Source organism: Microbacterium sufflavum, from assembly GCF_023101165.1.
Classification (GTDB): domain Bacteria; phylum Actinomycetota; class Actinomycetes; order Actinomycetales; family Microbacteriaceae; genus Microbacterium; species Microbacterium sufflavum.
Map to the genome: position 1 here is coordinate 1,639,069 of NZ_CP078076.1, position 19,040 is coordinate 1,658,108.

At 70.3% G+C, this 19,040-nt stretch carries 22 protein-coding genes and 3 tRNA genes; 16 read left to right on the forward strand and 9 right to left on the reverse strand.

Features of this window, described 5'->3' with window-relative positions; genetic code table 11:
* Window positions 1-21 precede the first annotated feature (21 nt).
* Both KV394_RS07985 and KV394_RS07990 read left to right on the forward strand, forming a co-directional pair.
* Window positions 22-867, forward strand: a complete 846-nt coding sequence (locus tag KV394_RS07985) for a transposase (RefSeq protein WP_247982748.1) — start codon at window positions 22-24, stop codon at window positions 865-867.
* Window positions 868-927: 60 nt separating this feature from the next.
* The gene (locus tag KV394_RS07990; protein WP_136045379.1) at window positions 928-1,344 is read left to right on the forward strand and encodes a hypothetical protein; all 417 of its coding nucleotides are present in this window, start codon (window positions 928-930) and stop codon (window positions 1,342-1,344) included.
* Between the two features lie 94 nt (window positions 1,345-1,438).
* Here KV394_RS07990 and KV394_RS07995 read toward each other — a convergent pair whose 3' ends face one another.
* The gene (locus KV394_RS07995) at window positions 1,439-2,194 is read right to left on the reverse strand and encodes an SDR family oxidoreductase (protein WP_247982749.1); all 756 of its coding nucleotides are present in this window, start codon (window positions 2,192-2,194) and stop codon (window positions 1,439-1,441) included.
* 91 nt (window positions 2,195-2,285) lie between these two features.
* Complete coding sequence (locus KV394_RS08000) at window positions 2,286-3,074, reverse strand: SDR family oxidoreductase (protein WP_247982750.1); 789 nt, start codon at window positions 3,072-3,074, stop codon at window positions 2,286-2,288.
* A 207-nt stretch (window positions 3,075-3,281) separates the two neighbouring features.
* Between KV394_RS08000 and KV394_RS08005 the strand changes: the two genes are divergently transcribed.
* From KV394_RS08005 to KV394_RS08035, 7 genes are all read left to right on the forward strand, one after another.
* Window positions 3,282-4,232: an alpha/beta hydrolase gene (locus KV394_RS08005; RefSeq protein ID WP_247982751.1), complete on the forward strand. Its 951-nt coding sequence runs from the start codon at window positions 3,282-3,284 to the stop codon at window positions 4,230-4,232.
* A gap of 40 nt (window positions 4,233-4,272) precedes the next feature.
* Window positions 4,273-5,016 (forward strand): alpha/beta fold hydrolase, encoded by a 744-nt coding sequence (locus tag KV394_RS08010; RefSeq protein ID WP_247982752.1) that lies wholly within the window; start codon window positions 4,273-4,275, stop codon window positions 5,014-5,016.
* A 69-nt stretch (window positions 5,017-5,085) separates the two neighbouring features.
* On the forward strand, window positions 5,086-6,024 hold the full coding sequence (locus tag KV394_RS08015; RefSeq protein WP_247982753.1) for an alpha/beta fold hydrolase: 939 nt from the start codon (window positions 5,086-5,088) through the stop codon (window positions 6,022-6,024).
* 236 nt (window positions 6,025-6,260) lie between these two features.
* Window positions 6,261-6,824 (forward strand): hypothetical protein, encoded by a 564-nt coding sequence (locus KV394_RS08020; protein WP_247982754.1) that lies wholly within the window; start codon window positions 6,261-6,263, stop codon window positions 6,822-6,824.
* A 123-nt stretch (window positions 6,825-6,947) separates the two neighbouring features.
* Window positions 6,948-7,718 carry an SDR family oxidoreductase gene (locus KV394_RS08025; RefSeq protein WP_247982755.1) on the forward strand — a complete coding sequence of 257 codons (771 nt, stop codon included), beginning with the start codon at window positions 6,948-6,950 and terminating at the stop codon, window positions 7,716-7,718.
* Window positions 7,708-8,643 (forward strand): RNA polymerase sigma-70 factor, encoded by a 936-nt coding sequence (locus KV394_RS08030; protein ID WP_247982756.1) that lies wholly within the window; start codon window positions 7,708-7,710, stop codon window positions 8,641-8,643. The genes KV394_RS08025 and KV394_RS08030 overlap by 11 nt, the downstream gene beginning before the upstream one ends.
* The gene (locus KV394_RS08035; RefSeq protein ID WP_247982757.1) at window positions 8,640-9,035 is read left to right on the forward strand and encodes a sigma-70 family RNA polymerase sigma factor family protein; all 396 of its coding nucleotides are present in this window, start codon (window positions 8,640-8,642) and stop codon (window positions 9,033-9,035) included. Before KV394_RS08030 ends, KV394_RS08035 begins: the two co-directional genes overlap by 4 nt.
* Before the next feature lie 72 nt (window positions 9,036-9,107).
* On the opposite strand, the gene KV394_RS08040 is transcribed toward KV394_RS08035, so the two are convergent.
* The gene (locus KV394_RS08040) at window positions 9,108-9,566 is read right to left on the reverse strand and encodes an anthrone oxygenase family protein (protein ID WP_247982758.1); all 459 of its coding nucleotides are present in this window, start codon (window positions 9,564-9,566) and stop codon (window positions 9,108-9,110) included.
* Between the two features lie 62 nt (window positions 9,567-9,628).
* Here KV394_RS08040 and KV394_RS08045 point away from each other — a divergent pair, with 62 nt between their 5' ends.
* A complete protein-coding gene (locus KV394_RS08045; protein ID WP_247982759.1) occupies window positions 9,629-10,675 on the forward strand; it encodes an alpha/beta fold hydrolase in 1,047 nt (348 codons plus the stop codon).
* 44 nt (window positions 10,676-10,719) lie between these two features.
* Here the strand turns inward: KV394_RS08045 and KV394_RS08050 are convergent.
* From KV394_RS08050 to KV394_RS08060, 3 genes are all read right to left on the reverse strand, one after another.
* Window positions 10,720-10,792: transfer RNA gene (locus KV394_RS08050), tRNA-Phe, on the reverse strand.
* Window positions 10,793-10,860: 68 nt separating this feature from the next.
* Window positions 10,861-10,934: transfer RNA gene (locus KV394_RS08055), tRNA-Asp, on the reverse strand.
* Between the two features lie 31 nt (window positions 10,935-10,965).
* Window positions 10,966-11,038 (reverse strand) — tRNA-Glu (locus KV394_RS08060).
* A 211-nt stretch (window positions 11,039-11,249) separates the two neighbouring features.
* Here KV394_RS08060 and KV394_RS08065 point away from each other — a divergent pair.
* The gene (locus KV394_RS08065) at window positions 11,250-12,599 is read left to right on the forward strand and encodes a M23 family metallopeptidase (protein ID WP_136028535.1); all 1,350 of its coding nucleotides are present in this window, start codon (window positions 11,250-11,252) and stop codon (window positions 12,597-12,599) included.
* 60 nt (window positions 12,600-12,659) lie between these two features.
* Here the strand turns inward: KV394_RS08065 and ppa are convergent, their stop codons facing one another.
* Both ppa and KV394_RS08075 read right to left on the reverse strand, forming a co-directional pair.
* The gene (ppa, locus tag KV394_RS08070; RefSeq protein WP_096713254.1) at window positions 12,660-13,151 is read right to left on the reverse strand and encodes an inorganic diphosphatase; all 492 of its coding nucleotides are present in this window, start codon (window positions 13,149-13,151) and stop codon (window positions 12,660-12,662) included.
* Window positions 13,152-13,194: 43 nt separating this feature from the next.
* Window positions 13,195-13,851, reverse strand: coding sequence for a TMEM175 family protein (locus KV394_RS08075; RefSeq protein WP_247982760.1), 657 nt, complete (start codon window positions 13,849-13,851; stop codon window positions 13,195-13,197).
* Window positions 13,852-13,925: 74 nt separating this feature from the next.
* On the opposite strand from KV394_RS08075, the gene tilS reads away from it, so the two are divergent.
* Window positions 13,926-14,918 carry a tRNA lysidine(34) synthetase TilS gene (gene tilS / locus KV394_RS08080; protein ID WP_247982761.1) on the forward strand — a complete coding sequence of 331 codons (993 nt, stop codon included), beginning with the start codon at window positions 13,926-13,928 and terminating at the stop codon, window positions 14,916-14,918.
* Window positions 14,919-14,947: 29 nt separating this feature from the next.
* Here the strand turns inward: tilS and KV394_RS08085 are convergent, their stop codons facing one another.
* Window positions 14,948-15,544, reverse strand: a complete 597-nt coding sequence (locus tag KV394_RS08085) for a DUF937 domain-containing protein (protein ID WP_247982762.1) — start codon at window positions 15,542-15,544, stop codon at window positions 14,948-14,950.
* Window positions 15,545-15,678: 134 nt separating this feature from the next.
* Between KV394_RS08085 and KV394_RS08090 the strand changes: the two genes are divergently transcribed.
* The 4 genes from KV394_RS08090 to hpt are packed head-to-tail and all read left to right on the forward strand — an operon-like array spanning window position 15,679 to window position 19,011.
* A complete protein-coding gene (locus KV394_RS08090; RefSeq protein ID WP_247982763.1) occupies window positions 15,679-15,945 on the forward strand; it encodes a hypothetical protein in 267 nt (88 codons plus the stop codon).
* Window positions 15,942-17,879, forward strand: a complete 1,938-nt coding sequence (locus KV394_RS08095) for an alpha/beta hydrolase (RefSeq protein ID WP_247982764.1) — start codon at window positions 15,942-15,944, stop codon at window positions 17,877-17,879. Before KV394_RS08090 ends, KV394_RS08095 begins: the two co-directional genes overlap by 4 nt.
* Window positions 17,876-18,403, forward strand: a complete 528-nt coding sequence (locus KV394_RS08100; RefSeq protein ID WP_136037242.1) for a hypothetical protein — start codon at window positions 17,876-17,878, stop codon at window positions 18,401-18,403. The genes KV394_RS08095 and KV394_RS08100 overlap by 4 nt, the downstream gene beginning before the upstream one ends.
* 56 nt (window positions 18,404-18,459) lie before the next feature.
* Window positions 18,460-19,011 (forward strand): hypoxanthine phosphoribosyltransferase, encoded by a 552-nt coding sequence (hpt, locus tag KV394_RS08105; protein WP_136037241.1) that lies wholly within the window; start codon window positions 18,460-18,462, stop codon window positions 19,009-19,011.
* Window positions 19,012-19,040: the final 29 nt, after the last annotated feature.

Here is a 19,040-nt window from a genome sequence, read left to right on the forward strand (position 1 = left end):
GGCGCCGCGTATCGTGGGCGCATGGCGGCTTCCACGTTCGACGAGATCGTCGCGGACCTGTACGCGGCGTCGCCGGGCGACTTCGTGGCGGCGCGCACCGCTCGTGCGAAGGACACCGCGGATGCCGCCACCGCCGCGGCCGTGCGAGAGCTGCGCAAGCCCTCGGTCGCGGCGTGGGTCGTGAACGTGTTCGCTCGGGAGAGGGCGGAGCAGCTGGGGGAGGCGCTGAGCCTGGCCGCCGAGCTGCGGGAGGCGCAGGCGGACCTCGACGCCGCAGCGCTGGCGAAGCTCGGACGTGAGCGGCGCGCCCTCACGCGACGGCTGGCGCAGGCGGCGGGACAGCTCGCGCAGTCGCGCGGGGAACGCGTGACGACGGCGACGCTGGACGCGGTCGAGCAGACGATCTCCGCCGCCTTCTTCGACCCCGACGCGGCGGCGGCGGTGGCGTCGGGACGACTCCTGCGCGCCCTGGAGCCGAACGCGTCGGGCGACGACGTCCGCGAGGCCGTGGCGGGGGAGGTGCCGACACTCGCGCCCGCCGCGCCGCGCCGCGCGGACGAGCTCTCCGCGCGGCGGGCTCGACGCGAGGCCGAACGGCGCGTGACCGCGGCGGAGAAGGAGCTCGCGGCGGCGGAGCGTGCAGTGGCGAAACAGGACGATGTGCTGCGGACGCTTCGCGCGCGCGCCGAGGAGCTCGACGACGACATCGCCGACCTCGAGGCGCAGCTCGCACAGCTGCGCAGGGAGGCCGAGCGCATCGCGGGAGAGCTGCCGGGGGCGACCGAGCGTCAGGAGGAGGCCGTGGCGTCGCGCGACGAGGCGGCGCGGGATCGCGAGGCGGCGCAGCGGGCACTCGATGCGCTCTGACCCCGGTCTGCGCGGCACGTGTGCGACGATGGCTGGCATACGGAGAGGCGAGGGGGCACCGTGAAGCGGAGCACGAGGGTCGGCGCTGTGGGCGTGGCCGCGGTGGTCATGGCCACCGTGTTGTCCGGATGCATGGGCGGGGCGGACTTCGCCGTGCTCGAGAAGGAGCCTCAGGCGGCTGACGCCCTGCCGGATGCCGCGGTCGACGACAACGACGGCGTCGTCGCGCCGGACACCGCCCGGTTCGTGGGGAAGGACGGCGACGTGTCGCTGTGGCTCGCACGACCCGCGTCCGGCAGCGGGATCTGCGTGGTCGCGTATCAGAGCGATGACGCGTACGCCACGGGCTGTGCCGACAACGGGACCTGGGTGCGCCTCAGCGGCGAGCTGGGCACGTACGAGGTCGCGCCGGACGGCTCGCCCACGCCCGAGGGGACCGAGCGGCTGTTCGACAACGTGTTCGTGCCGGCGGGGTGAGGGCGAGCGGATTCAGGCGCGGGAGCACCGACGCCGAACACCGAAACCGTGAAGGCACGCTCACCGCTTCGGCGAACGGCGCCGGCGCGCCGCGTCAGGAGCGCGGCGGGTTCAGCGGCAGCCACTCCTCGAGCGTCGTCTCGAAGATCTGCGCGCCGTCGAGCGGCACCAGCGTGCGCTCCTCGATCTGCGCCCCGTAGTACGGCGCGGTGTTATCGCGGACCACGTGGCGCGGGTCGTTGCGGAACGTGAGGCCGCGACGGATGAACTCGTCCATGCCGAACGCCTCGGGCCCGGCGATCTCGATGTCGCCCTGCGGCTCTCCCGCCGCGGTGCGCGCCACGGCGGTGGCGACGTCCTCGGCGGCGATCGGCTGCACGAGGCCGCCGGGAAGGCGGACCGTGTCGCCCTCGGTGGAGATGTCGGCGATGCTCCCGATGAACTCGAAGAACTGTGTGGCGTGCACGAGCGAGTACCCGATGCCGGACTCGCGGATCAGCTTCTCCTGAGCGACCTTGGCCGCGAAGTAGGGGATGCTCTGCGGACGGTTCGTGCCGACGATCGTGAGTGCGACGTGGTGCGGGACCCCGGCGGCCTTCTCCGCCCGGAGGAGCGTGGTGGTCGACGTGGTGAAGAACTCCATCACATCGTCGGGGGCGAAGGAGGGGGAGTTGGAGACGTCGACGACGGCGTCGGCGCCGGCGAGCACCTCCGCCACTCCCTCGCCGGTGAGCGTGTTCACCCCGGTGTTCGGCGAAGCCGCGATGGCCTCGTGCCCGTGGGCGTTCAGCTTCGAGACGACCTTCGAGCCGATCAGGCCCGTGCCTCCGATGACGACGATCTTTGCCATTTCTGTCTTCCTCTCGCGGCACCGGAAGAGGTGCCTTTCAGTGGTGACCGCGGTGCGGTCGGGTCTGTGACGGCGTGCAGTGCGGGAGCGGTCACTCCGCGCGCAGCAGCGCCTCGCTGATGTCGCCCTCGCGGGGGAGAGTGCGCCAGTCGTGGTATCGGGTCGGAGCGATCCGCGCCGTCGACTTGGGAAGCAGGTCGCGGCTGTGCAGGCGCGCCCCGAAATAGGTTCCGAGGGGATCGGCGACGACCTCGCGGTCGTCCTGGCGGGAGCGCAGATCCTGCGCGGCGATCTGCTCGAGGCTGAACACCTCGGGCCCGCCGAACTCCACCATCCCGAAGAGCGGTTCACCGACAGCTGTCTCTGCCACCGCCGCCGCGACGTCATCGGCAGACATGGGCTGCACGAGGACGTCAGCGACGCGCACTCGACCGCCACGACTCGCCTGGTCGGTGATGTTCCGGATGAACTCGAAGAACTGCGTCGCGTGCACGAGGGAGTAAGGACGCTGCGACTTCACGATGAGCCGCTCCTGCTCCGCCTTCGCCGCGAAGTAGCCGCCCTCGGCTCGGGCGAGGCGGTCGGTTCCGACGACGGACAGCGCCACATGATGCCCGACGCCCGCCGCGCTGCCGTAGCTGAGCAGATTCATCGTGGAGGTGAAGAAGAAGTCCAGGGCGGCGGCCTCGTCGGTGTACGACGAGTTCGACACGTCGACGAGCACATCGGCACCGTCCAGCGCCTCCGCGAGCCCTTCACCCGTGTACGAGTTCACGCCCGTGGCACGTGCGCCGACCACAACGTCGTGGCCGGCCTGCCGAAGTGCCCGGGTGAGTCGGCTGCCGATAAGTCCCGTCCCGCCGATGACCGTGATTCTCATGGTGCTCCTTCACTCGTCGATGGCCGTCAGGGAAGCGGCCGGTACCTGTGTGACCGCGCAGCCGTGCCCGGTGTGACAGGACCCGTCGAGAAAAGTCGCGGGAGGAGAACTGTCACAATCGCCGCGCTCACCTGGTCGTTTGTTGCATGAGCCACAGGATCGGCCGCGATCGGAGACGGCTCACCCTCCCATCTGAAAGGAACCGTCATGACCGACCATGTTCTGGAGCCGGAAGCGCAAGCCTTCGCCGACGCCACCTCCACGCCCCCGTTCCTCGCCGACCTCGGCGTCGACGGAGCCAGGAAGCTGCTCGACGACGTACAGGCTGCCCCGATCGCGAAGCCGGACGTCGACGAGGAATGGGTGACCGTTCCCGCCGAGATCGGTGACGTCCGCGTACGGATCGTGAAGCCGGTCGGTTCCGCCGGGCAGCTCCCGGTCGTCCTCTACGTGCACGGTGGGGGATGGGTGCTCGGTGACGCAGGCACGCATGACCGCCTCGTCCGCGACCTCGCAACCGGCACGGACGCGGCGATCGTCTTCGTCGAGTACGACCGCTCTCCGGAAGCGCACCACCCCGTCGCGATCGAGCAGGTGTATGCGAGTGCGCGCTGGATCGCGAGCAACGGCGCAGCGCATGGTCTCGATGCCTCTCGCATCGCCATCGCCGGAGACTCCGTCGGAGGCAACATGGCGGCCGTCGTCGCCATCCTCGCGAAGCGTCGCGGCGACGTCACCTTCCTCCAGCAGTCGCTGTACTACCCGGTGACCGACGCCGGCCAGGACACCGACAGCTATCGCGAGTTCGCCGAGGGATATCACCTCCGCGCCGACGCGATGGCCTGGTTCTGGGACAGCTACGTGCCGGCGGTCGACGCCCGCGACGACGTCACCGTGTCTCCGTTGCGGGCATCGATTGAGGAGCTGCGGGGACTGCCGGAGGCGTTCCTTGTCGTGGACGAGAACGACGTGCTGCGCGACGAGGGCGAGGCGTACGGCCGCAGGCTCATCGAGGCGGGCGTGCGCACGACCCTCGTGCGTTACGACGTCACCATCCACGACTTCATGATGCTCAACCCGCTGCGCAGCTCCGCCGCCAGCACCGCCGCGATCGAGCAGGCCGTCCGCGTCCTGCGCACGGCTTTCGCCGCCGCATGACCCACCCCACCCCTCCCACCCCCAACAGAGAGAACAGATCATGACCATCGAGAAGCCCACCATCGTCCTCGTCCACGGCGCCTTCGCGGAATCCGCCTCCTGGAACGGCGTCATCGCCCAGTTGCAGAGCCATGACGTGAACGTCGTCGCCGTCGCCAACCCGCTGCGCAGCCTCGCGGGCGATGCGGCTTACGTGCGCGACGTGATCGCGTCGATCGCCGGCCCCATCGTGCTGGTCGGACACTCCTACGGCGGTCTGGTGATCACGGAGGCCGCGGCGGGGAACGACGCCGTCGTCGGGCTCGTCTACGTGTCGGCGTTCGCCCCCGAGACGGGTGAGAGCGCCTTCGGGCTGTCGAACAGCGCACCCGGCAGCACCCTCGGCGACGCCCTGTCCGTGTACCTGCTCACGGCGGGCGGCAACGAGCTCGCCATCCGCCCTGAAGCCTTCCACCAGCAGTTCGCGGCCGACGTGGCGCCGGAGACGGCAGCGCTCATGGCGGCCACGCAGCGCCCGGTCGCGGAGGCGGCACTCACGGACACCCTGCCGACCACGCGCCCGGCGTGGAAGGACATCCCCTCGTGGCACGTCTTCGGAGACCAGGACCGCAACATCCCGGTCGCGATCTTCCGTGCGGGAGCGGAGCGGGCAGCGTCTCGCGGGACGCGCGAGATCACCGGGGCCTCGCACGCGGCACTGGTGTCGCACCCGGAGGTCATCGCCGAGACGATCGCCGCCGCCGGGAAGGCGTACGTCGCCGGCGCCGCGTCGAGCGCGGCCTGAGCAGATCGTGGCGTCCCGCACGGCGTGCGCCGGCGCGGGGCGCCACACCACCGACGAGAAGGATCACGCATGAGCTCCGACACCTCCCTCTTCCGCACGGTCGACCGTATCCACGCGGGCGACCTGTCCGTGGCCTACGTCGACCTCGGCGACCCGTCCGCCGACCCGGTCGTGCTGCTGCACGGCTACCCCTACGACGTGCACAGCTACGTCGAGGTCGCACCACTGCTCGTCGAAGCCGGCTATCGGGTCGTCGTGCCCTACCTCCGCGGACACGGACCCACCCGGTTCCTGGACGATCGACGCCCGCGCACCGGCCAGCAGGCGGCGCTCGGCTCGGACCTGCGGGCGTTCATCGACGCGCTCGACCTGGACGAGCCCGTGCTCGCCGGCTACGACTGGGGTGGACGCGCCGCGTGCGTGGTCGCCGCGCTGTGGCCGGAGCGCATCTCGGGGCTGGTCTCGGTGAACGGCTACCTCATCCAGAACATCGCCGGCGAGGAGTCGCCGATCCGTCCGGACCTGGAGGCCGGGTTCTGGTACTTCTGGTACTTCGCCACCGAACGCGGCCGACGGGGACTAGATGCGAACCGGCGGGACATCGCCCAGGTGATCTGGCGGCGCAATTCGCCGGAGTGGGCGTTCAGCGACGCCGAGCTCGACCGCGCCGCGCTCGCCTTCGACAACCCCGACTACGTCGATGTCGTGATCCACTCGTACCGCCACCGGCTGGGCCTGGCGCCAGGGGCAGAGGAGTACGAGGAGCTCGAGCGACGGCTGGCCCTGGCCCCGCCGATCAGCGTTCCCGCGATCACGCTCGACGGGACCGCAGACGGCAACTTCCCGGCGACCGACGGCACCCCGCAGGCGCACCTGTTCACCGGCACCCGCGAGCATCGGCGGATCCCGCACGCCGGGCACCACCTGCCGGCCGAGGCGCCACACGCGTTCGCCCAGGCGGTCGCTGACGTCGCCGAGCCGCCCGGTGACGGTGCCGGCACACCCTGAATCCCGGGACGCGTCAGCGCAGTGACTGCCGCCGCACGCCCGGTGTGCCGAGGTCTGTGTCACAGTTCGCCGGTGCGACCGGTCATCGATGTGAACGGAGGGCGTGGTCTGTCACGCCCCGAACGGAAAGGGAGCAGGATGACGAATCGGTTCGCGGTCACGAGGCACGACGTGGCCCCCGCACATCGGGTCGCGCCGTGACCGCGGTCGGCAGGCCGAATCCGGACGCAGCGGCGTTGAACAGCGCCGTGGGGACGGAGCTGTTCGTTCTGCAGTCCGTCGCCAGCTCGACGATCTCGGAGGCGGGGACGCGCAGCTCGATCTACCTGTCGACGCTGTCGAGCGGGCTGGTGGCGATCGGCTTCGCCGGCGGGTCGCCCGCGCTGCTCGCGGCCCTCACCGCGACGGTGTTCCCGACGATCTTCCTGCTGGGCTGGTTCACCGTCGTGCGGTTGGTCGACACCAGCGTCGAGAACATCACGGTGCGCCGGCGCATGGTGCGCATCCGTGAACATCTCATCGGTCTGCACCCCTCGGGGCCCGACCTGATCGTCCTCGACAACCCGCGCACCGGGGAGCTCGGGGTGCGCTACGAGCGGTCGTCGTTCCTGTTCACGATGGCGAGCATGATCGGCACGGTGAACTCGGTCCTCGGCGGGGCCCTCGTCGCGTTGCTGATGATCTTCATCGGGGTCCCGTCGCTTCTCGCACAGGCGTCGGGTGTCGTCGTCGGGTCGCTGCTGCTCATCGCGACGCTCACCTACGAGCGACGTCGGATCCGGGACGCCTACCCCGACTGATGCCGACGGTTCCCGCCGTCCGGACTTCTTTCGCGAAGCTGTCACAGATCGGCGGGGCGTGCTGTCAGACCTAGAGACGATTTGTGCAGGAGCCGACGTCGTCGAGAATGGAGCGAGCGAGATATGCGAATCGTCGTGTTGGGCGGGACCGGGCAGGTGGGCCGCAAGGTCGTCGAGAACCTGGAGCGACGAGCCCAGGCCGTGGTGGTCGCATCGCGGACGAGCGGGGTGAACGCGCGGACGGGTCGTGGCCTGGATGCCGCGCTGGAGCTCGCCGATGCCGTGATCGACGTGACCAACGCCCCGGACGTGTCGAGCCCCGACGCCCTGCGCTTCTTCGAGGAGACGACGCACCGGGTGATGGAGGCCGAAGCGAAGGCCGGGGTCAAGCACCACGTGCTGCTCTCGATCGTCGGCGCCGATCACACCGGTGAAGAGGGCTACTTCGCGGCCAAGGGAGCGCAGGAGGTCGCTGTCCGCTCGGGGTCGATTCGCTCCTCCATCCTGCGCTCGACGCAGTTCTACGACTTCGCACGCATGATCGCCGAGTGGAACACCGATCAGGACACCGTGCGTCTGCCCGCGAAGCCCGTGCAGCCGGTCGCCGCGTCCGACGTCGCGGAGAAGCTGGTCGAACTCGCGCTGGGCTCTCCGCTGGACGGTGCCCTGGACATGGGCGGGCCGGAGCGAATGCTGCTGCCGGCGTTCGTGAACCGCGTACTCCGCGTCGACAACGACCCGCGGTACGTCGTGGCCGACGACGACATCACCCCGGTGGGATTCACCATCTCCGGGGATCTGCTGCTCCCGCATCCGCCGTCCGTGGAGGCGCCGACGACCCTGGAGACCTGGGTCCGTGAAGAGGGCCGGCGCACGGTGTCCCATGAGCGCTGACGAGGTGGAGCTGGAGGAACGGGCGCCGACCGACGACAATCTGGGTGTGTGCACCGAACTGGACGACGCGCTGCAGACGTTCGACGCGCACCGACGGCGTCTGTTCGGCATCGCCTACCGGATGCTGAGCACTGTCGCCGACGCGGAGGACATCGTCCAGGAGACCTGGATCCGCTGGCAGAACACGGATCGTTCGAAGGTGCAGGAGCCGGTGGCCTTCCTCACCACCATCGCGACGAGGCTGTCGATCAACGTGTTGCAGTCGTCCCGTGTCCGTCGTGAGACCTACATCGGGCCGTGGCTTCCGGAACCCGTGAACACGGAGGACGACCCGGCCCTGGGCGCCGAGCGTGCCGAGGCGTTGCAGTTCGCGATCCTCCTCACCCTCGAGAAGCTCACGCCGACCGAGCGAGCCGCCTATATCCTCCGCGAGGCCTTCGACTACCCGTATCCGCGTATCGCGGAGGTGATCTCGTCAAGTCAGGCCAGCGCCAGGCAGCTGGTGAGCAGGGCGCGCGCGCACCTGTCGTCGGCGCGCAACGCGACCGTGGATCCGGCCGCCCAGAAGCGCCTGCTGGAAGCGTTCCTCACGGCGGCGCAGAAGGGGGATGTCGGCCAGCTGGAGTCCCTCTTCGCCGCGGACGTCGTCAGCTACACGGACGGCAACGGAGTGAAGCTGGCCGCGCGCATCCCCATGATCGGACGCAGCAGAGTGGCGAAGTTCGTCTCCGCGTTCGCGCATCACTTCTGGACGGGCAAGGTCATCGATTGGGTCGAGGTCAACGGGCAGCCCGCGGCGACGCTGTCGGAGGACGGGCGCATCACCACGGTGGTGACCGCGACGACGTCGGAGGAGGGCATCCTGCAGCTCCTCTGGGTGATGAGCCCGCCGAAGCTGCGGCATGTGGCTGCGGTCGGCGCATGACCCGCAGGCACGGCCCGGCGTGGTCGCGCCGGTGGCGTCGTGGCGCCCCGGAGGAGACCGTGAGGGCGCTGTCGGACGCCCTGGAGGCACGTGACGAGCTCGCGATCCGCGACGTGATGCGCCGCGCGGTGACCCTCGTCGTCGACAGCGGCGGCCGCGGGCAGACGGCGTCCCTCCCGCTCGCCGGTCGGGCTGCCGCGGCGGCGGAGCTCGCGGCCGTGATGACCGCCGGAACCTCGGTCGCCGCCGCCTCGATCAACGGAACGCCCGGCATCACCCTCGCCCGCGACGGTCGGGTGGTGGGCGTGCTCACGGCCGAGGTCACGGCTGGTCGGCTGGCCACGGTGTGGCTGGTGTGCAATCCCGACAAGCTCCGACACTGGAATCGCTGACCGCGTCAGTCTGCTGTGCCGTCGGGGCCGTCTGCGATGAGCGGTCGTCATCGCGCGGAGCGGACGCGCAGCTCAGACGAGCAGAGCCCACACCGCGACCGCGATCGCGACGACGGACGCCACCGAGCGCACGCCGTTCAGCGCGTTCCATCGGCGTTCGAACGCGGCGCGTGTGGTCGCGGCAGAAGTCGTCGAGCCGTCCAACGCATTGTTCAGCGGGACGTTGCCGGCCACGGTGACGACGACAGCGCCGAGGAAGAACACGACCCCGCCGGTGGCGAGCAGCCACCCGCGCGCAGAGTCCAGCGCGAGCAGCCCCGCCCACACCAGGAACACCGGGGGCAGGAAGATCGGCAGGAGGAACAGCGGATTCACCACCGCGCGGTTGATGGCGCGCATCGAAGCGACGAAGGTCGGGTCGTCCGTGCGCCCGAGGCCCGGCATGACCCCGGTCGAGAAGGACCAGAACGTGCCGCCTCCGAGCGCGAGAAGGACGAGGCCGACGGCGGCGAGTGCGTCTGTGAGCTCCACGTCGGGCACTCTACGACATCGTCGCGTCGCCGCGGATGCGCGGCCCTCCTAGGCTGACCGACATGAGCGAAGACCTCGGCCGCACCGTCATCGCGGATCTGTGCCGCCTTCCCAACCCCGAGGCGATCGACCGCACGGCGTTCGTCGAGCTCGGCGGCGTCGAGCAGTTCGTCTCGATCCGCGGCCGCAGCAGGGCGAACCCGGTGCTCGTCGTGTGCCACGGCGGTCCGGCGCTCCCGTCGTTGCCGTCGTCGTGGATCTGGCAGCGCGGGGTCGAGGAGTACTTCACCGTCGTCAACTACGACCAGCGCGCCAGTGGCAAGTCCGCGGCGACCGTGTCCGACGGGCTGGATCTCCGTGTCGAGAGGTATGTCGACGATCTCGTGGAGCTGATCGCGTGGGTGCAGGCCGAGCTCGGCGTCCGGAAGGTCGGGGTGCTCGGCCACAGCTGGGGGACGATCATCGGCCTCACTGTGGCCAGGCAGCGACCCGACCTGCTGTGGGCGTACATCGGCGTCGGCCAGGTCATCTCCGGTCCCGAGAACGAGGTCGACAGCTTCGGTCACGCGATGCGGAGTGCCGTCGCGGATGGGAATGGGCGGGCGGTTGCGGAGCTGCAGTCGCTCGGGGAGTATCCCGGCGCGGAGCCGTTGACCGTCGAACGCATCGTGACCTGCCGGAGGTGGGCCCAGCACTACGGGGGGCTGTCCGCGTATCGGTCCGACTTCGCGTACTTCACGGAGTCGCAGGAGCTGTCTCCGTATTACACCGATGCCGACCTGGGGTTGATCGGCGTCGGGCAGCAGGTGACCATGACCGCGGTGCTCCCGGCCCTGCTCGGCTTCGACGCCCGCGATCAGACGGCGTTCGAGGTGCCGATGCTGCAGTTCCTCGGACGCCACGACTGGACGACGCCTACGGGCCCCGTCGTGCGCTGGCTCGAGCACGTGACGGCACCGTCGACGCACGTCGTCTGGTTCGAGAACTCGGCGCATCTGTGCATGCTCGAGGAGCCGGGCACGTTCCTCGTGAGTCTCGTCACCCACGCGCTGCCCCATGCGGTCGACGCGATGCCGGTGGGCGGGCAAAGCAAAACCCCCGCCATGTAGAAGCTAGGCGAGGGTTTCTGGGCTGATTGTAATGATCAGCCTTGTGGCTCCGACCGGCATCGATCCGGTGACCTTTCGATTTTCAGTCGAACGCTCTACCAACTGAGCTACAGAGCCGCGCGGCGATGGTGCTGCCGCGTCCTAGACGAAGAGCCCTCTCCGAAGAAAGAGCTCGTCGCACGGAGCGACCCTGACGGGACTTGAACCCGCGACCTCCGCCGTGACAGGGCGGCACGCTAACCAACTGCGCTACAGGGCCATACTGGTGTTTTCAATTGTATCGGATGGAGTGACCCCAACGGGATTCGAACCCGTGCTACCGCCGTGAAAGGGCGGCGTCCTAGGCCGCTAAACGATGGGGCCGAGTCAGTCCCGGGAGGACTTCCTTGCCGACGCTCAAGCATAAGGGATGACGCGAGCAAATCGCGAATCGAGGGCGATGCGTCTTCCCCCGGGCGTGTTTCGGGAGGACCATGGAGGTCACGATGGTGCTGCGGGGGCCGTGCCATTTCGCTGGTGCGGATGTGAATGTTGTTGTTAGTGTGACATCTGTGAAACCGGCGGAAGGGGCCGCGTGAACGACAAGAATCCGGTGGATGCTGCCTCCGCCGCCTCCGCGGAGTGCGGCTGCGCGCCCAGCCCGGCCGAGAGCCATGCGTTCTGGAAGGCGGGCATCAGCCGTCGCGGGGCCATCGGCCTCGGCGCCCTCAGCGTGGTCGCCCTCAGCGCCTTCGGCATCTCGTCGGGCGTCTCCGCCGCCTATGCCGCGTCGTACCCGAGCTGGGACGACGTGCAGCGCGCCAAGCAGAACGAAGCCGCCAAGGCGGCCGAGGTCTCGCGGATCGAAGGCCTCATCCAGTCGCTGACGCAGAAGGTCGCCGAGACCCAGGCCGCCGCCGAGGCTGCGTCGAACGAGTTCTACAACGCCCAGCAGGCCTACTTCGCCGCGATCGCCGAAGCCGACGCGCTGCAGGAGAAGGCCGACGCCCAGGCCGCCGCGGCCGACGAGTCCGCCCGCAAGGCCGGGCAGGTCGCTGCGCAGCTGTATCGCAACGGCGGCGACAACACCTCGCTCGAGCTGTTCTTCGCCGGATCGGCCAGCAACGCCGATGAGCTCCTTGCGCGACTGGGCTCGATGGACAAGCTGCTCGAGTACAACCGCTCGGTGTACGACGACGCCGTCGCCGCCCGCAACGCCGCGCAGTCGCTCAGCGACCAGGCCGTCGTCGCGCGAGACGAGCGCGACCGGCTGCAGAAGATCGCCGAGGAGAAGATGGTCGCCGCGCAGCAGGCGGCCGATGCGGCGCAGGCCGCCCTCGACGAGCAGTCCGCGAACCTGGCGACCATGCAGGCGCAGCTCGCCGCGCTCAAGGACACCACCGCCACCACCGTCGCGCAGTACCAGGCCGGCGTCGAGGCCGCCCGCAAGGAGGCCGAGCGCCGTGCCGCCGAGGAGGCCGCCGCGAACGCGGGGGGCAACAGCGGTGGGGGAGGAACCCCGGGCTCCGGGGGTTGGGTCCGTCCGCACGGCGGCTACCGCAGCTCCGGCTACGGTCCCCGTTCGCAGCAGTGCAACTCCCGCGGCTGCTCGTCCAGCTGGCACTACGGGGTCGACCTCGCGAACGGCTGCGGGGCGGCGATCTACGCGGCGCACTCGGGCACCGTCGACGCGGCCTTCTACAACGGCGGGTACGGCAACTACGTGCGCATCCAGCACGGCGGCGGCGTCGCCACGGGCTACGCGCACATCAAGCCGGGTGGCTTCGCGGTCCGCAACGGCCAGTGGGTCGAGGCCGGACAGGTCATCGCCTACGCCGGCAACACGGGCGGCTCGTTCGGCTGCCACCTGCACTTCGAGGTGTACATCAACGGCCGCTACACGAACCCCATCAACTTCATGGCCGACCGGGGCATCTCCGTCTGAGATCGGTCGCGCAGCAGAAGACCCCCGGAGCACCGTGCTCCGGGGGTCTTCTGCATCAGCTCAGTGGCCCTGCTCGCCGAACCGGGCGATCGCCTCGTCGAGGATGCGCTGCGCCTCGGCGGCGTTCCCCCACTCGTCCACCTTGACCCACTTGTTGGGCTCCAGGTCCTTATAGTGCTCGAAGAAGTGGGCGATCTCCTTCTTCGTGTACTCGGCGATGTCGTCGATGTCCTGGATGTGGGCCCAGCGCGGGTCCTTCGACAGGACCGCGACCAGCTTGTCGTCGCCGCCGGCCTCGTCGCTCATCTTGAGCACCGCGACGGGGCGGACCTCGACGACGACACCGGGGTAGATCGCGTGGTCGAGCAGCACCAGCACGTCGAGCGGATCGCCGTCTTCGCCGAGCGTGTTGTCGAAGTAGCCGTAGTCGGCCGGGTAGCCGAAGGTCGTGTACAGCACGCGGTCGAGGTGCACGCGCCCCGTCTCGTGGTCGACCTCGTACTTCACGCGGCTGCCGCGCGGGATCTCGATGACGGCGTCGTGTGCGCCCATGCGTGTGCTCCTCAGAAAGTTCGGTTGGATGCCGCCGACCAGCCTACTCGCGGGCCGGCGGCTCGACGTCCGTGCGGTGACCGCGTGCGCGCCGGTTCAGCAGGCGCGCGAGCGGCCCGTTCAGCAGCAGGAGCAGGAGCGCGGCGTAGCCGTTCGGCGCGGCGAGCGCGGCGATGACCAGGGCGATCGCGAACAGGATGATCGCGGCGAGGTCGCCGACGATGCCCGCGCGGAGCACCGACGCGGACGCCGTGGTGAGCTGCGGGTGGCGCAGCAGGTAGAGCCAGCCGCCGAGGGTCGTGACCTGCGTGCCGATCAGTGTCCCGATGTACACGACCGCCTGCAGCGGATCGGAGTCGAGCTGGCCGAGCATCGCCGTCGGCACCGGCAGCCACACGATCGTGGCCATCCAGCCCACGTTGATCCACAGCAGCGCCGGGGTGATCCGCTCGACGTCGCGGTACTGGCTGTGATGCCCCATCCAGAACACCGCGATGAGGAGGAAGCTCAGCGCGAAGCTCAGCAGCTGGCCGGAGTGTTCCGTGAAGAACTCGGCCGTGCTCCGATTCCCCGCCGCCATGTCGGAGACGGCTTCCAGCAGCGGGAGGATGAGCAGCGTCATGGCGATCGCGACGACCGCGTCGACGAAGGCCGTGAACCGCTCGGTCCGATACAGGTACGGCCTCGCGTTCTCGGTCACCGCGCCAGAATATCGGCGAGGGTGGGCGGGAGCCAGGGGGTCGCGAGGCGCTGGCGGTGCCCTAGCGTGGAGTGATGCCGTCGCTCGATCCCGCCGTCGCCGAGATCCGCCTCGCCGTGCGCACCGCGCTCGCCGACCTCCCCGAAGGGAGCACCGTGATCGTCGCGCTGTCGGGCGGTGCCGACTCCCTCGCGCTCGCCGCCGCCACCGCGTTCGAGGCCGCCAAGCGAGGTCTCCGCGTCGCCGCCGTCACGGTCGACCACGGGCTGCAGGACGACTCCGCCGCGGTGGCCGAGCGGGCCGCGCGAACCGCTGCGGACCTGGGCCTCGACCCCCTCGTCGTCCGGGTCGAGGTGTCGGGCGATGGCGGACCGGAGGCGGCCGCCCGCGACGCGAGGTACCGCGTGCTGCGCGACGCGGCGAACGACCTCCGGGCCGCGGCGGTGCTGCTCGGCCACACGCTCGACGATCAGGCGGAGACCGTGCTGCTCGGGCTCGCCCGGGGTTCCGGCGCCGCGAGCCTGCAGGGCATGGCCGTCGAGCGTGCCGACGACGACGGTGTGCGGTGGCTTCGGCCGCTGCTCGGCGTGCGCCGTGCGACCACCCGGGCGTTCTGCGCGGCGGCCGGGCTCGACGCCTGGGACGACCCGCATAACAGCGACGACCGGTACAGCCGTGTCCGCGTGCGCGACCGCGTGCTGCCGGTGCTGGAGGCCGAGCTCGGCCCCGGGATCGCGGAGGCCCTGGCCCGCACGGCCGAGCAGCTGCGTGAGGACGCGGAGGCGTTCGACGAGATGATCCACGAGACCATCGAGGACATCGTCGAGCACGCCGAGGCCGGCATCTCCGTGAGCGTCGCCGCCCTCGCCGCCAATCCTGCCGCGCTGCGCAACCGCATCATCCGCCTCGTGGTGGACAGCGAGTTCGGCGTGAGCCTGACCCGCACCCAGACGGTCGAGGTCGCCCGCCTGGTCACCGACTGGAGCGGACAGGGCCCCATCGACCTGCCCGGCTGCTCGGCGCGGCGCCAGGGTGGGCGCCTCGTGTTCACCGCCGCCGGGCGCTGAGTCGCCGGGCGCGGCAGGTCGGGCGAGCGTTACTTCTTGCCGCCGAACAGCCCGCCCAGGATGCCGCCCAGGTCGATCCCGCCGCCCGAGCCACTGCCGCCGCCGAGCAGGCCGCCCAGCACGTCGCCCAGGCCGCCGCCCGAGCCCGAGCCGCTCTGACCGCCGCCGCCGAGGATGCCGCCGATCACATCGCCGATCCCTCCGGAGCCCTCGGCCGTCCGCTCCGTCTTCGCCGTCTTGTCCTTCGTCGCGTTCGCGATCAGCCCCATCACGATGGGGGCGAGGATCGGCAGGAGCTTGCCGAAGTCGATGCCCGGGGTCGCCTTCGACTCGGTGAGCTGCGTGGTGACCTCCTTCTCCTTCGACCCGAGGATGTGCGCGACGATCTTGCCGCCGTCGGCCTGGTCGATGTCGTCGACCGAGGCGGCGCCCGTCGCGCCCTCGTGCTTCTTGAGCGCCTTCTGGATCGCGTCGGAGCCCTCGGGGGTCTCCGCGTTCTTCGCCAGCCCGCCGAGCAGCACCGCGCCGCCCTGCTCGACCGCGGTCTTCGCCTCGTCGTGCGAGACGCCGAGCTTCTTCGCGATGTCGTCGATCGGAACCTGGCTGAGGATGTCGTCGAGGGCCATGGGGATCCTTCCGTCGGGGGCGTCCGCCCGTCTCCCGCTCACAGTAGTGCGCTCGTGCGCGGATGGGGAGATGTCCCCATCGACCGCGACCGGGGCCTGCTCCTATCGTGAAGGCACGGGGGGAAGGAGCATCGATGACGGACCTCGATGTGCAGGGCGAGACGCTGGAGGCGGCCAGAGCGCGACTGACCGCGGCGGGTGCGCCGGTCATCACCTCGTGCCTGTCCTTCGCCGGTACCGGTTCGCCGACGGTGGAGGCGGCGCTCGGCGAGATCGAGTCGCTCGTGTCGCAGGCCCTCTCGGCCCTCGCGCAGACGGCGGCCAACTCGGCCTCCGACGCGGCTGCGGCGGCGAGCACCTTCACCGCGTCGGACGACACTCTCGCGCAGGCGGCACGATGAGCCTGCCCGGACTGATCGACGACCCCGCCCGCGGCGACGTGGGTGCGGTGACCGGTGCGGCCACCGCGTTCACCACCCGCGCGACCTCCGCCCGTGCACGCAAGGGTGACGCCGACACCGCGCTCGCGGGTTTGACGTCGATGACCGCCTCCGCGTCCGACGCCCTCGGTGCACGCGTCCTGCTCCTCGCGCAGCGGTTCGGGGAGGCCGCGGAGGGCCTCGACGGCATCTCCGCCGCGATCACGACGTACGCGACCGACCTCGAGGCGCTGAAGGGCGAGGCCGCCCGTCGACTCAGGACCGCGCAGAACGCCTACGACCACATCTTCGTCCGACGCGCCGAGGCGCTCAACGCCGCCAGCGAGTTCGTCGCCGGGTGGGCGCTGCCCTGGGACGCGGTGCTGCCGTCGTGGATGTACCTGGACGACCCGGGCTACCTGCACCGCTGGCAGGCGGCGATCGACGCGTACCACGCCGCCCGTTCCTCCTACAACGCGCTGGCCGACGAGCGCGCGACGATCGATCAGCGCGCCGCGACCGCGCTCGCCGCGGTGCCCCTGGTCGTCGCGGTGACCCAGGGCGGGAAGGTCGGCCCGGGCGGCTTCTCGGCCGCCGGGCTCATCTGGGCCGGCGACGTCAACGGCATCACGGCGGAGTCGCTCGCCGGGCTGGGCGACCCCGGCATCATCCGCGAGACGTGGAACGCGATGGACGAGGAGACCCGCACGGCGCTCCTGGCGGCATCCTCCCTCCTGCTCGGCAACCTCAACGGCATCCCGATCCGCGACCGCGTCACCGCGAACCACAAGAACATCCGCGACGAGATCGCGCGACGCGAGGCTGAGATCGCCCGGCTGCAGGCGCTCGTGGACAGCCTCAAGACGGGCGACCGCGCGGACGCGTGGGAGGCGAAGGGCTACCTCGACGAGATCGCGAAGCTGCGCGAGCCGATCGACTACTGGCAGAGCCTGCTCGACCAGGACTACACGTGGTGGGACGAGAGCGAACGCAAGCACACCGACAAGGGCGCCGGTGCGCGCGTCGTCGTGTTCGACCCTGGTGCCGACGCGGTGGGCACCTACCACGGCCCCATCGACCCGACGACCGGCGACATCCCCGCCTGGATCCGCAACGTCGCCGTGTCGGTGCCGGGCACCACGACCACGATGACCAGCTTCGGCGACGGCACCGGCGCGCAGCTGTACCGCTCGGCGGGACCCGACACGGCCGTGTTCCAGTGGGCCGGCGGCACGTTCCCGCAGCTGGAGCTCCCCGGTCCGACCGATGCCTCCTACTCGCGCGACCTCGCCCCGAAGCTCGTGGACTTCGTCGCCGGGATCGACAAGCCGAGCGGTTCGACCCTGACCGTGCTGGGGCACAGCTACGGCGGCGCGACCGTGGGCCTCGCGGAGAAGGCCGGGCTCGTCGCCGACCGCATCCTCTACGTCTCGGCGGCCGGCATGGGGGCGGGAGTGAGCGGCGTCGAGGACTTCCCGCACACCTCGGCCGTGCCGCACTACTCGATGATGGCGCGCGGCGATCTCGTCGTCGGGCTCATCCAGGGCAACGGCGCCGGCCAGATGCACGGGCAGTCGCCGCTCACGGCCGACGGCGTGACGCGCCTGGAGACCGGGTGGATCCAGGACGAGCGCGGCGGCCGCGTCGTCGACCTGGAGGACTACAACGTCGAGGGGAACGGCACACCGCGCGGCATCGACAGCCACAGCTCGGTGTACGACCCGCGCTCCGTGGCGTTCGACAACATCATCGCCGTGATCACCGGCGGCGACGCGATGCTGTTCGCACCGGACGACGTCTACAACCCGCGGCCGATCGTGGTGCCGGGTGGCGCCCCGATCGTCCAGGCCCCGGTGCGCACCGACGGCATCGACAAGCCGGACTTCGTGCCGGAGTACGCGAGGATCGAGGGATGACCAGGACCGCACGTGCCATCGCGCTGATGGCCGGCGTCCTCGTAGCCCTGACGCTGGGAGGATGCACCATGACCACCGACGAGAGCCGACTCGACGAATACCGGACAGAGGCCGAGGCGCTGGCCGACGAGATGGTCGGCATGATCCCGGCGGAGCTGGCCCCGACGACCGCTCCCGACGTCGAGTCGAGCGGACGCATGGTGCAGAACCCGGTCTCCGCCGACCCGTCGCCCGACGACCAGGTGTGGTGGCAGGTGGACGTCTACGTCGAGCCGGTGCAGCGCGCCGCAGCCTCCGAGGACGCGGCGAAGGCGATCGCGGCGGGTCTGCTCGACGACGGGTGGGAGCACACCGATGCGCGCGAGACCGGAGAGGGCCGGCGGACCGCGGACGCCTACGCGAAGGACGACTGGTACGTCGAGGTGACCTGGGTGCGCACGGAGGAGGGCAAGTTCGAGACCGTCGAGCTCTCGGTCCTCAGCCCCCGCACGACCCGCGGCGACCACGACGAGATCCGCTCCTGACGCCGATGCCGCCCGTCGGGGTCGGAGCATCCGGCGACGTCGCCTAAAATCGATCCATGCGCGCCGCGGAGATCCAGGACGACCTTGCACAGATCCTCGTCACCGAGGAGGAGATCACCGCGAAGCTGGAAGAGCTCGCCGCGCGCGTCGCGGCCGACTACCAGGGCAAAGACCTCCTGCTGGTGGGCGTGCTCAAGGGGGCGGTCATGGTCATGGCCGACTTCGCGCGGGCTCTGCCGTTCCACGCCCCGATGGACTGGATGGCGGTGTCGAGCTACGGCGCGAGCACCAAGTCCAGCGGCGTCGTGCAGATCCGCAAGGATCTCGACACCGACCTGCACGGCAAGCACGTGCTCATCGTGGAGGACATCATCGACTCCGGCCTCACCCTGAGCTGGCTGCTGGAGAACTTCGAGTCGCGCGGTGCCGAGTCGATCGAGGTGCTGGCGCTGCTGCGCAAGCCCGAGGCCGCGAAGGTCGAGATCGACTGCAAGTACGTCGGCTTCGACATCCCGGTCGAGTTCGTGGTGGGCTACGGCCTCGACTACGCCGAGCGCTACCGCAACCTCCGCGACGTCGCGGTCCTCGCGCCGCACGTCTACAGCTGAGCCTCCGCACACCTCCGCGCACGCCGCGG